This is a genomic window from Klebsiella sp. ZJOU C1, assembly GCF_035620215.1.
GTDB classification, from domain to species: domain Bacteria; phylum Pseudomonadota; class Gammaproteobacteria; order Enterobacterales; family Enterobacteriaceae; genus Klebsiella; species Klebsiella variicola.
Genome location: NZ_CP141644.1, coordinates 4,057,423 through 4,069,554, shown reverse-complemented (window position 1 = coordinate 4,069,554; position 12,132 = coordinate 4,057,423). Strand labels below are relative to the sequence as shown.

Below are 12,132 nucleotides of genomic sequence, written 5' to 3'. Positions count from 1 at the left end.
GAATGAGGTGCTTATGCGCTGGCAAGGGCGTCGCGAAAGCGACAATGTTGAAGATCGACGTGGTCAATCAGGCTCGCCGTTTGGCGGCGGCGGGGGCTTCCGTCTGCCGAGCGGGAAGGGCGGCATTGTACTGCTGATTATTGTGCTGGTGGCGGGCTACTACGGCGTGGATTTGACCGGCATGCTGACCGGGGAGCCGATGCCGCAGCAGCAGACCTCCACGCAGCGCTCCATCAGTCCGAAAGACGATGAAGCGGCGAAGTTTACTTCCGTCATTCTGGCCACTACCGAAGATACCTGGGGACCGATCTTTGAAAAGATGGGCCGCCAGTACCCCCAGCCAAAACTGGTGCTCTACCGCGGCGCGACACGTACCGGCTGCGGCACCGGTCAGTCGGTGATGGGGCCGTTCTACTGTCCTGCCGACAGCACGGTCTATATCGATCTGTCCTTCTACGATGAGATGAAAAATAAACTGGGCGCCGACGGCGACTTTGCTCAGGGGTACGTCATTGCTCATGAGGTGGGCCACCACGTGCAAAAACTGCTGGGCATTGAGCCGAAAGTTCGCCAGCAACAGCAGCATGCCACCGAGGCCGAAGCCAACCGTCTGTCGGTGAAGATGGAGCTGCAGGCGGACTGCTTCGCCGGCGTCTGGGGCCATAATATGCAGCAGCAGGATATTCTGGAAACCGGCGATCTGCAGGAGGCGCTGAACGCTGCCGAAGCCATCGGCGACGACCGTCTGCAGCAGCAGAGCCAGGGGCGCGTGGTACCGGACAGCTTTACCCACGGCACGTCAAAACAGCGCTACACCTGGTTCAAACGCGGTTTCGACAGCGGCGATCCGGCGCAGTGCAACACCTTCGGCAGCGCGCTGTAATCGCCACCGATGATGGACGCGCTGCTTGACCTCACCGCGCAGATGGCGCGGGAGGGGATCCGTCGCCTGCTGGTGCTCAGCGGCGATGAGGCCTGGACGCTGCAGCAGGCGCAGGCGCTACGGGAGCGGCTCGGCGGCGATGGTCTGTGGGTAGGCTCCGATCCGGTTTCTGCGCCCTGCGTGGCGCCTGGCGCCCTGAAGACGCTGCTGGGTCGGGAAGTGATGCACGCCTTTTTCGATGCCCGGCGCGGGTGTGACGTGGCGGCCCTGGCGGCCCTGAGCGGTACGCTGCGGGCGGGAAGCTGGCTGGTGCTGCTGACGCCCCCCTTCGCCGACTGGCCGACCCGGGCGGATGAGGACTCCCTGCGCTGGAGCGATACTCCCGACCCTATCGTTACCCCCAACTTTGTTCACCGCTGCTGCCGGCAGTTTATCGCCGATCCGGAGGTGCTGCTCTGGCAGCAGTCGGACCGGCCGCGCTTCCCGCTGGCCGCCCCCCGCCCTGACTGGCATCCCGCCGATGGCCACCCCCAGGCCGAGCAGGCGCTAATCCTTGAGCAACTGTCGCGGTTGCCGCCCGGTATCGCGGCGGTGACGGCAGAGCGCGGGCGAGGGAAATCCGCTCTCGCGGGCATGCTGCTGCGCCAGCTTGAGGGCGAGGCCATCGTCACCGCCCCAACGCGTAGCGCCGTCGAGGTGCTGGCGAGCTTTGCCGGCGAGGCGTTCCGCTTTATGGCGCCCGATGCGCTGTTGGCGTCGCAAGAAACGGCGGCCTGGCTGATTGTCGATGAGGCCGCGTCGATCCCGGCTCCGCTTCTCCGGCAGCTGGTAAGCCGTTTTCCCCGCACGCTACTCACCACGACGGTGCAGGGTTATGAAGGCACCGGTCGCGGATTCCTGCTGAAATTTTGCGCCAGCCTGCCCCGTCTGCAGTCGTTCAGCCTGAGCGCCCCGATCCGCTGGGCGGCGGGCTGTCCGCTGGAGTCAGCCATCCGTCAGTTGCTGATCTTTAACGATGAGGCATTTCGCGACGCGCCGACGGGGGAGGTGGTGCTGGAAGCGGTTAATCAGTCCTGCTGGCAATCGCAGCCAGCGCTACCGGAGGCGATGTACCAGCTATTGTCCGGGGCGCACTACCGGACTTCCCCGCTCGATCTGCGGCGCATGATGGATGCCCCCGGCCAGGCTTTTCGCTGCGCTCGCGCCAGCGGCGCGGTGGCGGGCGCGCTGTGGCTGGTGGCCGAGGGGGGACTTTCTCCCGAACTTAGCCGGGCGGTGTGGGCAGGGTTTCGCCGGCCGCGCGGGAATCTGGTCGCCCAGTCGCTGGCGGCGCATGGCGGCAGTCCCCTGGCGGCGACGCTGTCCGGGCTGCGGGTCAGTCGGATCGCTGTCCATCCTGCCCGTCAGCGCGATGGTCTCGGGCAGAAGATGATCGCCAGTATCGCCGCCGATGCCGCAGGCTATGACTATCTGTCCGTCAGCTTCGGCTATACCCCTGAGCTGTGGCGCTTCTGGCAACGCTGCGGGTTTATCCTCGTGCGGCTGGGAACCCATCGCGAGGCCAGCAGCGGCTGCTATACCGCGATGGCTCTGTTCCCGCTGACTGCGGCGGGGCACCAGCTCGCGCAGCGGGAGGCGCAGCGGCTGCTGCGGGATGAATATTGGCTTCGCCCGTGGCGGGACGAATCCGCGCCGCTGCCGGCCGTCGCAGACGCTATGCTTAGTGATGAGGACTGGCTGGAAGCGGCGAGCTTTGCTTTCGCCCATCGCCCGCTGGCCGCGGCGCTGGGCTGCCTCAACCGCCTGCTGATGCAGGCCGACATGCCGTTGCCGGCTCTGCGCGGACGTCTGCAGGGGGAAGAGGAAGCCGCGCTGTGTGCTGCGCTGCGGCTGACGGGGCGTAAAGCCCTGCTGGCGAGATGGCGTGTTGAGGCCGCTGACGCCTTGCGCTTCCTCGATGCAGCGCGTGCTGAGGCGCTGCGTCAGCAGGTGGCGCATCTGCAATTATTTTAACTAACTCATTCAGTTAAATGGCATGGTCATATCTGGCGAGCGGCGTAAACTGCCGGCATACACTAAGGAGACAGCCATGAAACACGATCATTTTATTGTTCAAAGCCCTGCGACGCCTGCGCAACAGCTGTTGCTGCTGTTTCATGGCGTAGGGGATAACCCGGTCTCTATGGGGCAAATCGGCAGCTGGTTCGCGCCGCAGTTTCCCGATGCGCTAATTGTCAGCATCGGCGGGGTCGAACCTTGCGGTCCCAACGGTCGGCAGTGGTTTTCGGTGCAGGGAGTGACGGAAGAGAATCGTCAGCAGCGCATCGATGCCATTATGCCGACCTTCATTGACATTGTGCGCTACTGGCAAGAGAAAAGCGGCGTCAGTCCACTGGCCACCGCGCTGATCGGTTTCTCTCAGGGGGCGATTATGTCGCTGGAGAGTATCAAAGCGGCGCCAGATCTGGCTTCAAGAGTGATCGCCTTTAATGGCCGCTACGCGACGCTGCCGATGACGGCAACGACGGCCACCACCATTCATCTGATCCACGGGGGGGAAGATCGGGTTATCGACCTGGCGTGGGCGGTGTCGGCTCAGGAGGCATTACAGCAGGCGGGCGGCGACGTGACCTTAGATATTGTTGACGATCTGGGGCATGCCATTGACGATCGCAGCATGCAGTTTGCCATCGAGCGTCTGCGTTATACCGTGCCGAAGCACTATTTTGATGAGGCGCTGAGCGGCAGTACGCCAAAAGGGGACGATATCATCGAAATGCTGTAACCCCGGCGGACGGGGTTACAGGCGGGCAGTACCGCGATAAAGGCAAATTTACGGTTTCTTCGACTGGTCGTGCTTCGGCCAGTCGTCGTCATCGTCCCATTTATCGTTAAAATCGCGGTGCGGCGGCAGATCGGGTTTGTTGTTAAGGAATTTTTTGTGGTCAACGCGGTTCAGATCTTTGATCACGTTGATAATCACCCCCACCAAAAAGACCAGAACCAGAATCCACCAGTGTTTAATAAGCCATTCCATGCGCGCTTCCTCTTTACGTCAATTCGTCAGGCGACCAGCTGTTCCATTACGCGTTGATACATCCGTGCCAGCAGCTGCAGGTCGGCGGCGTTCACACATTCATTAATTTTGTGAATGGTTGCGTTCACGGGGCCCAGCTCAACCACCTGCGCCCCCATGCGGGCGATAAACCGACCGTCAGAGGTGCCGCCGTTGGTCAACAGCTGCGGTTTGATCTCATTATAGTGCTCAATTGCGCTCACCACCGCATCCACCAGTTTACCGCGCCCGGTGAGGAACGGCTGGCCGGAGAGCCACCACTCCACGCTGTAACGCAGCTGGTATTTTTCCAGCAGGGAGACCACGCGGGCTTTGATCATCTCGTCCGTCAGTTCCGTACTGAAGCGGAAGTTGAACTGGACGAACATATCGCCGGGGATCACGTTGTTGCTGCCGGTACCGGACTGTACGTTGGCGATCTGCATACTGGTTGGCGGGAAAAATTCATTGCCTTTATCCCACTCGATATTGACCAGCTCCGCCAGCATCGGCGCCGCGCGATGGACAGGGTTATCGGCAAGGTGCGGATAGGCAACATGGCCCTGCACGCCGTGAATGGTCAGGTTGCAGGTCAGCGAGCCGCGGCGGCCGTTTTTCACCACATCGCCGACCACCTCGGTACTGGAGGGTTCGCCGACCAGACAGTAATCCAGACGCTCGTTACGCGCCATCAGCGTTTCCACTACTTTGACGGTGCCGTTTTTGGCGCTGGCCTCTTCATCGGAGGTGATCAAAAACGCCAGTCTGCCGCGATGATTCGGGTACTGCGCGACAAAACGTTCCGCCGCCACCACCATCGCCGCCAGCGAGCCTTTCATATCTGCTGCGCCGCGGCCGAACAGCATGCCGTCGCGGATGGTCGGTTCGAACGGGGGGTTGATCCAGCGGTCGGCGTCGCCTGCCGGGACCACGTCGGTGTGGCCGGCGAAGGCCAGCGTCTCGCCGTGGCCGCGCCAGGCCCAGAAATTCTGTGTATCGCCGAAATCCATCGGTTCAACGGTAAAGCCGATCGCACGCAGGCGTTCAATCATTAACGCCTGGCATCCCGCATCATCGGGGCTAAGGGAAGGGCGGCGAATAAGCTGCTGAGCCAGCTCAATGACCGGGCAAGACATAGACTATACCTCGTTAAACTGCTGATAACTTGCTTCACTAAAACCCAGCAGCATAGGACGACCGGGCGCACAGAGCAATGGGCGTTTGATAATCGCCGGCATTTCCAGCATCAATGCGGCGGCGGCGTCGGCATTATCGATGCTGTTGCGCAGCGACTCGTCGAGTTTGCGCCAGGTGGTGCCGCGGGTGTTCAGCAGCGCCTGCCAGCCCAGTTCGGCAATAAAGGTATCCAGTTGCGCGCGGTCAAGGCCATCGGCGCGGTAGTCATGAAACTGATACGCAATCTGATGCGCTTCCAGCCAGCGACGGGCTTTTTTAATGGTATCGCAGTTTTTAATTCCGTACATGGTGAGCATAGATAAACCTTTCACATTCAATTAAGCGGTTAACTCAGATATTTCCGAATATATAAGTCTTACTGAAATAATACGTGATTCAGATGAATAAATATAACTTTTTACCGGGTATCTCATTCAATTGACGGCGTGGTGAAATTTTGCTCATTCGCGGAAGTGATGTGAGGCTATTAACAATATTGCGAAAATGTTGCCTGAGAGTGCTCTGCGTCACATAATTTTTACATACGAAACGGCATAGTGGCGGCAACCAGAGGTTTTATCTCTGTCAGACGTCCACAAGACAATCAGAGCAATAGGGGAGCCCAACTTCCCATCAGCAATGAAGTTATATAGAATCGACCATAATAATAAGAGAGGCTATTATGATTGAACATGAACTGGGGAACTGGAAAGATTTTATTGAAGGCATGCTTCGTAAATAAATTTCCGCAATGTGAGCAGGGGAATAACGCGAAGTAAATAAGCGCGTCATGGTTCTGAACACATAAAGAAGGCGACCTTAAGGGTCGCCTTTTCTGTTATTAAGGCTCGCCGCCAACGCCCGACGGCTTATTGCGGACGCTCCTTCAGCGGAAAGCGACGGCGTACCAGCACAAAGAACAGCGGCACGAAAAAGATGGCCAGCACGGTGGCGGAGATCATCCCGCCCATCACCCCGGTACCGACCGCATGCTGGCTGCCGGAACCGGCCCCGGTGCTGGTCGCCATCGGCAGCACGCCGAAGATAAACGCCAGCGAGGTCATCAGGATGGGGCGCAGGCGCTGACGGCAGGCCGACAGCGTGGCGCTGAGCAGATCCTGGCCTTTCTCGTTCAGCTCGTTGGCGAACTCAACGATCAGAATGGCGTTTTTCGCCGACAGGCCGATCACCGTTAACAGGCCCACCTGGAAGTAAACATCATTCTCCAGGCCGCGCACCCAGGTCGCCAGCAGGGCGCCAATCACCCCGAGCGGGACCACCAGCATCACCGAGAACGGCACCGACCAGCTCTCGTACAGCGCCGCCAGGCACAGGAACACCACCAGCAGCGAAATCGCGTACAGTGCCGGCGCCTGAGCGCCAGAGAGGCGTTCCTGGTAGGACATGGCGGTCCATTCGAGGCCAAAGCCGGTTGGCAACTGCGCGGCCAGCTTCTCCATCATGTCCATCGCGGTGCCGGTACTGATACCCGGCGCCGCCTCACCAACGATCTCCACCGCCGAGTAGCCATTGTAGCGTTCCAGCCGCGGCGAGCCGGTCTCCCAGCGTGAGGTGGCGAAGGCCGAGAACGGCACCATCGTGCCGCTGCTGTTGCGGACATACCAGAGATTGATATCGTCTGGCAGCATCCGGTATTTCGCCGCTGCCTGGACGTAGACTTTCTTCACCCGGCCGCGATCCATAAAGTCGTTGACGTAGCTCGACCCCCACGCGGTTTGCAGCGTATCGTTGATGTCGTCAATGGAGACGCCCAGCGCCTGCGCTTTACGCTGATCGATATCGACCTGCAGCTGCGGACTGTCGTCGAGCCCGTTATGGCGGACCCGGGTCAACAGTGGGTTTTTGCCGGCCAGCTCAAGCAGCGTATCGCGTGCCGCCATCAGCGCATCGTGCCCCTTACCGGCGTGATCCTCAAGCTCCATATCGAAGCCTGCCGAACTGCCGAGGCCGCTGATGGCCGGCGGGCTGCTGGCGATGACCCGCGCTTCGTTGATCTGATTAAACGCTTTGGTGGCGCGTTCAATAATGGCAAAGGAGGAGCCGGTTTCCGGGTCGCGCTGGTCCCAGTCTTTGAGACGCACAAACATGCGGGCCACGTTCTGCCCGTTGCCGCCGGGGCCGGAACCGACGGTGGCAAATACCGATTCGACGTTCTGCTTCTCATTATTGAGGAAGTAATCTTCCGCTTTTTGCACTACTTTCAGCGTCTGCTGCTGAGTAGCGCCGCTCGGCAACTGGACCGAGGTGGTGAACATCCCGCGATCTTCCAGCGGCAGGAACGAGGTGGGCAGATGCAGGAACAGGAACACCATCCCGCCGAGCAGGACGACGTAGATCAGCATCCAGCGCAGCGAGCGGTGAAGAATTTTGCCGACAAAGGTTTCGTAGCGGCTGGCGCTGCGGTTGAAGGTGCGGTTGAACCAGCCGAAGAAGCCTTTTCTTTCATGGGATTCACCTGGCTTAACCGGCTTGAGCAGCGTGGCGCAAAGGGCCGGAGTGAGGATCATGGCCACCAGCACCGAGAGGACCATCGCCGCGACGATAGTGATTGAGAACTGGCGATAGATGGCCCCGGTGGTGCCGCCGAAGAAGGCCATTGGCACAAACACCGCCGACAGCACCATGGCGATCCCCACCAGTGCGCCTTGAATTTGCCCCATCGATTTGCGGGTCGCCTCGCGTGGCGACAGGCCCTCCTCGCTCATGATGCGCTCGACGTTCTCCACCACCACGATGGCGTCATCCACCAGCAGGCCGATCGCCAGCACCATCGCGAACATCGTCAGGGTGTTGATGCTGTAGCCACAGGCATACAGCACCGCAAAGGTGCCCATCAGCACCACCGGCACGGCGATGGTCGGGATCAGGGTGGCGCGGAAGTTCTGCAGGAACAGATACATCACGAGGAAGACCAGCAGGATCGCCTCCAGCAGCGTTTTGACCACATCAGTGATGGAGGCCTTTACGAAGGAGGTCGTCTCGTAGGCGACTTTATATTCCAGACCGTGAGGAAAATACTGCGACAGCTCATTGAGGCGATTGATCACTCGCTCCGCCGTGGCCATTTCGTTGGCGCCGGAAGCAAGCTTAATTCCCAGGCCCGAAGCGGCCTGCCGGTTGTAGCGGCTGAGGTAGTCGTACTTCTCCGCCCCCATCTCGACGGTGGCGACATCGCCCAGCGTCACCTCTGAACCATCCTGATTGACGCGCAGGGTGATATTGCGGAACTGCTCCGGGGTTTGTAGCAGAGATTGCGAGTTGATGGTGGCGTTCAGCGCCTGCTTATCGACCGAAGGCGTCCCGCCAAGCTGGCCGACGGCAATCTGGGCGTTCTGCGAACTGATGGCGTCGGTCACATCCTTGGTGGTCAGCTGGTAGCTATTGAGCTTCGCCGGGTCGAGCCAGATGCGCATTGAGTATTGCGAGCCGTAGGCGTCGATATCCCCCACGCCGTTGACGCGGCTGAGCGGGTCCTGAATGTTACTGGCGACGTAGTCGGCAATATCTTGTTTATCCATGCTGCCGTCGGTGGAGACGAAGGCGAGGGTCAGGATATTGGTGTCGCCGGTCTTGCGCACCGTCACCCCCTGGTTTTGCACCGCCTGCGGCAGTTTACGCATCGCCGACTGCAGCTGGTTCTGAACCTGCTGCACGGCTTCGTCCGGGTCGGTACCGGCGGTGAAGCTGAGGGTGATCGTCGCCTGGCCAGTGGCGCTGCTCTGGGATGACATATACATCAGGTTATCGAGGCCGGTCATATTCTGTTCGATAACCTGGGTGACGGTATTCTCCAGGGTTTGCGCGGAGGCGCCGGGATAGTTGGCGGTGATCCGCACGTTCGGCGGGGCGAGGTCGGGATACTGTTCAACGGGAAGCGACAAAATGGCAAGGGTGCCCGTCAGACATAACAGGATTGCCAGCACCCACGCAAAAATGGGGCGATCGATAAAGAAATTCGCCATCAGAATAAAGACCTCATATGCACATTTTTTTGTTATTGCACAGCCTGTGCCACTTTAGCGCCAGCGCCTCCGGCAATCGTGGAGAAATTAAGGAGATAGTGTAATTTATCATGTTGCTTTTGCCGTATCGTAAAGAAACCTCGAACTTTCCTGCCAGCAGGCAGTGAGTCTGCTTTGCAGCCTCAGACAGGCGGATTATCTCTTGCCGGTGTGAAACCTCATTTCATTTAAGTCAAAAAAATTGATCCAAAACGGATTCTCTCCAGAAAAAGTTTATCCTGGGCATTTGGACATTGTTCCGGCGCCGTCTTGTCGGGTAATAAATAGTCATGCGCATTGAGGGGTTATTCACCAAAAAGACAAAAGGAAGCCATGAACCACTTTATTTTGAGCGATAGTCGAAAATGTATCGGCTGCCAGGCCTGCGAAGTGGCCTGCGTAATGGCGCATAACGAGGAGCAACACGTGCTGACCCCGCAGCGCTTTTTACCTCGTATCACCGTCATCAAAGCGGCGGGCCAGCGTAACGCTATCACCTGCCGCCACTGTGAAGACGCCCCCTGCGTCCGCAGTTGCCCCAACGACGCCATTGCCCAGTCCGGCGACAGCGTTCAGGTCAGTCAGGAGAAATGCATTGGCTGTAAATCCTGCATGGTGGCCTGCCCGTTCGGGGTGATGCAGGTGGTGGTGACGCCGCAGGCTGCGGGCCTGGTAAAGGCCAGCGCGCTGAAATGCGATCTGTGCCAGGGCCGCGAGGCGGGACCGGCCTGTGTGGAAAACTGTCCCGCGCAGGCACTGACCCTCGCCGACGATGAGACGTTGACCGCGCTGGCGAAGCAGCGGCGACTGCGCTCGGCATGCCAGGAGGTGCAGCCGTGGCAGCGCGGTACGCTGACCTGCAGCCAGCCCAATGTTGGCGCGAAGGTCAGGCAAATGGCGATGACGCCGCCGCGCGGGGAGCCGGATAAGCTGGCGGCGGAGGCGCGTAAGAGCCACTTTGAGGAGATCTATCAGCCGTTCACCCCGGCGCAGGCGCAGCAGCAGGCCGCCCGCTGCCTCACGTGTGGGGAACACAGTATTTGCGAATGGACCTGCCCGCTGCATAACCATATCCCGCAGTGGGTCGAGCTGGTTAAGGCGGGGGATATCGCCGCCGCGGTCGCGCTTTCCCATCAGACCAACTGCCTGCCGGAGATCACCGGTCGCGTCTGCCCCCAGGACCGGCTGTGTGAAGGTGCCTGCACCCTGCGCGATGAAAGCGGCGCAGTCACCATCGGCAACATTGAGCGCTATATTTCCGACCAGGCGCTGGCCAGCGGCTGGCGTCCGGACCTCTCGCAGGTTAAGCCGAGCGGTAAGCGGGTGGCGATTATCGGCGCCGGGCCGGCCGGGCTGGCCTGCGCCGATGTGCTGGTGCGTCACGGCGTCCAGCCGGTGGTTTTTGACCGTCATCCGGAGATTGGCGGTCTGCTGACCTTCGGCATCCCGGCGTTCAAGCTGGATAAATCGCTGCTGGCCCGGCGGCGGGCCATTTTCAGCGAGATGGGTATCCGCTTTGAGCTCAATTGCGAGGTGGGGAAAGATATCCCCATGGCGACGCTGCTGGCCGACTATGACGCGGTGTTCGTCGGCGCCGGAACCTATCGCTCCATGAAGGCGGGGTTGCCGAACGAAGAGGCCCCCGGCGTTTACGATGCGCTGCCGTTCCTCATTGCCAACACCAAACAGGTGATGGGGCTGGCGGCATCGGCTCAGGAGCCTTATATCAACACTGCCGGGCTGAACGTCGTCGTGCTGGGCGGCGGCGATACAGCGATGGACTGCGTGCGCACCGCGCTGCGTCACGGCGCCCGCCAGGTGACCTGCGCCTATCGGCGGGATGAAGCCAACATGCCGGGCTCGAAAAAAGAGGTCAAAAACGCCCGCGAAGAGGGGGCGGTCTTTGAGTTTAACGTCCAGCCGGTGACCCTGGAGCTGGACGAAAGCGGGCGAGTGAACGGGGTACGCTTTTTGCGCACCGAGCTGGGCGCCCCGGACGCGGGAGGAAGACGCCGCCCGACGCCGATCCCCGGCAGTGAGTTTGTTATGCCGGCGGATGCGGTGATCATGGCCTTTGGCTTCCACCCGCACCGCATGCCCTGGCTGGAAGCGGCGGGCGTGGCGCTGGACAGCCAGGGGCGCATCAAAGCCGGCGTCGAGAGCCGTTACCGTTACCAGACCAGTCAGGAGAAGATCTTTGCCGGCGGCGATGCCGTGCGCGGCGCAGACCTTGTAGTGACGGCGATGGCGGAAGGCCGTCACGCGGCGCAGGGGATTTTGGACTATCTGGCGCTGAAAACGACGCCGCTTCACTGACGACAAACCCGGCCCCGCAGCGTAGTATGAGGGCGTCCTTTTACGCTGTGGGGTCGGTATGTCACTCAATATTCACGTCATTAAAGATAAAATCCTCTCTGAGAACTGGTTCGTACTACGCAACATGACTTATGAGCTAACGCGGGCGGACGGCAGCGTCGTGCGCCATAAGCGCGAAGTCTACGATCGCGGCAATGGCGCCACCGTACTGCTGTATAACCGCCATAAGCAGACGGTGGTCCTGGTGCGGCAGTTCCGGGTCGCCACCTGGGTCAATGGCAATCATGACGGCATGCTGATTGAAACCTGCGCCGGGCTGCTGGACAACGACGAGCCGGAAGCCTGCATTCGTAAAGAGGCGGTGGAAGAGACCGGCTACGAAGTGGGCGAGGTGCGTAAGCTGTTTGAGCTGTTTATGTCGCCAGGGGGCGTCACCGAAGTGGTGCATTTCTTTATCGCCGAGTACAGCGACGCGCAGCGAACCACCAGCGGCGGCGGGGTGGATGATGAAGCCATCGAGGTGCTGGAGCTGCCTTTTAGCCAGGCGCTGCAGATGGTCGCTGACGGTGAGATCCGCGACGGTAAGGCGGTCATCCTGCTGCAGTATCTGCAAACCTCCGGCCTGATGTCGGGGAACTCTGACAAATCCGATTGAGTAAGCGGCTGCCGTTGTCCAGGAT

General features: G+C 60.3%; 10 protein-coding genes. 6 read left to right on the top strand and 4 right to left on the bottom strand.

Going from position 1 to position 12,132, the window contains the following annotated elements:
- Nucleotides 1-13 precede the first annotated feature (13 nt).
- The 3 genes from SPE70_RS19460 (at nucleotide 14) to ypfH (ending at nucleotide 3,668) form a co-directional block, all read left to right on the top strand.
- Nucleotides 14-883 (top strand): KPN_02809 family neutral zinc metallopeptidase, encoded by an 870-nt coding sequence (locus tag SPE70_RS19460; protein WP_023298061.1) that lies wholly within the window; start codon nucleotides 14-16, stop codon nucleotides 881-883.
- Between the two features lie 9 nt (nucleotides 884-892).
- Complete coding sequence (locus SPE70_RS19455) at nucleotides 893-2,896, top strand: tRNA(Met) cytidine acetyltransferase TmcA (protein WP_032755104.1); 2,004 nt, start codon at nucleotides 893-895, stop codon at nucleotides 2,894-2,896.
- A gap of 76 nt (nucleotides 2,897-2,972) precedes the next feature.
- Complete coding sequence (gene ypfH / locus SPE70_RS19450) at nucleotides 2,973-3,668, top strand: esterase (protein WP_008803836.1); 696 nt, start codon at nucleotides 2,973-2,975, stop codon at nucleotides 3,666-3,668.
- A 48-nt stretch (nucleotides 3,669-3,716) separates the two neighbouring features.
- On the opposite strand, the gene SPE70_RS19445 is transcribed toward ypfH, so the two are convergent.
- Genes SPE70_RS19445 through SPE70_RS19435 form a run of 3 tightly spaced genes read right to left on the bottom strand, consistent with a single transcriptional unit; the run spans nucleotide 3,717 to nucleotide 5,431 of the window.
- Nucleotides 3,717-3,920, bottom strand: a complete 204-nt coding sequence (locus SPE70_RS19445) for a YpfN family protein (protein ID WP_002913768.1) — start codon at nucleotides 3,918-3,920, stop codon at nucleotides 3,717-3,719.
- A gap of 26 nt (nucleotides 3,921-3,946) precedes the next feature.
- Nucleotides 3,947-5,074: a succinyl-diaminopimelate desuccinylase gene (gene dapE, locus SPE70_RS19440; RefSeq protein WP_012540914.1), complete on the bottom strand. Its 1,128-nt coding sequence runs from the start codon at nucleotides 5,072-5,074 to the stop codon at nucleotides 3,947-3,949.
- 3 nt (nucleotides 5,075-5,077) lie between these two features.
- Nucleotides 5,078-5,431 (bottom strand): ArsC family reductase, encoded by a 354-nt coding sequence (locus tag SPE70_RS19435; protein WP_008803838.1) that lies wholly within the window; start codon nucleotides 5,429-5,431, stop codon nucleotides 5,078-5,080.
- A 365-nt stretch (nucleotides 5,432-5,796) separates the two neighbouring features.
- Between SPE70_RS19435 and ypfM the strand changes: the two genes are divergently transcribed.
- Entirely contained in the window at nucleotides 5,797-5,856 is a 60-nt protein-coding gene (ypfM, locus tag SPE70_RS19430; protein ID WP_100181659.1) for a protein YpfM, read from the top strand.
- Nucleotides 5,857-5,983: 127 nt separating this feature from the next.
- Here the strand turns inward: ypfM and acrD are convergent, their stop codons facing one another.
- A complete protein-coding gene (acrD, locus tag SPE70_RS19425; protein ID WP_008803839.1) occupies nucleotides 5,984-9,097 on the bottom strand; it encodes a multidrug efflux RND transporter permease AcrD in 3,114 nt (1,037 codons plus the stop codon).
- 372 nt (nucleotides 9,098-9,469) lie between these two features.
- Here acrD and aegA point away from each other — a divergent pair, with 372 nt between their 5' ends.
- The gene (gene aegA, locus SPE70_RS19420) at nucleotides 9,470-11,452 is read left to right on the top strand and encodes a formate-dependent uric acid utilization protein AegA (protein WP_008803840.1); all 1,983 of its coding nucleotides are present in this window, start codon (nucleotides 9,470-9,472) and stop codon (nucleotides 11,450-11,452) included.
- Between the two features lie 58 nt (nucleotides 11,453-11,510).
- On the top strand, nucleotides 11,511-12,107 hold the full coding sequence (gene nudK / locus SPE70_RS19415; RefSeq protein WP_002913754.1) for a GDP-mannose pyrophosphatase NudK: 597 nt from the start codon (nucleotides 11,511-11,513) through the stop codon (nucleotides 12,105-12,107).
- Nucleotides 12,108-12,132 lie beyond the last annotated feature (25 nt).

Excerpts from the sequence above, each read along its gene's own strand:
- dapE (WP_012540914.1), bottom strand. The coding sequence starts at position 5,074 with ATGTCTTGCCCGGTCATTGAGCTGGCTCAGCAGCTTATTCGCCGCCCT.
- acrD (WP_008803839.1), bottom strand. The coding sequence starts at position 9,097 with ATGGCGAATTTCTTTATCGATCGCCCCATTTTTGCGTGGGTGCTGGCA.
- SPE70_RS19460 (WP_023298061.1), top strand. The coding sequence starts at position 14 with ATGCGCTGGCAAGGGCGTCGCGAAAGCGACAATGTTGAAGATCGACGT.
- SPE70_RS19435 (WP_008803838.1), bottom strand. The coding sequence starts at position 5,431 with ATGCTCACCATGTACGGAATTAAAAACTGCGATACCATTAAAAAAGCC.
- ypfH (WP_008803836.1), top strand. The coding sequence starts at position 2,973 with ATGAAACACGATCATTTTATTGTTCAAAGCCCTGCGACGCCTGCGCAA.
- nudK (WP_002913754.1), top strand. The coding sequence starts at position 11,511 with ATGTCACTCAATATTCACGTCATTAAAGATAAAATCCTCTCTGAGAAC.
- aegA (WP_008803840.1), top strand. The coding sequence starts at position 9,470 with ATGAACCACTTTATTTTGAGCGATAGTCGAAAATGTATCGGCTGCCAG.
- SPE70_RS19455 (WP_032755104.1), top strand. The coding sequence starts at position 893 with ATGATGGACGCGCTGCTTGACCTCACCGCGCAGATGGCGCGGGAGGGG.
- SPE70_RS19445 (WP_002913768.1), bottom strand. The coding sequence starts at position 3,920 with ATGGAATGGCTTATTAAACACTGGTGGATTCTGGTTCTGGTCTTTTTG.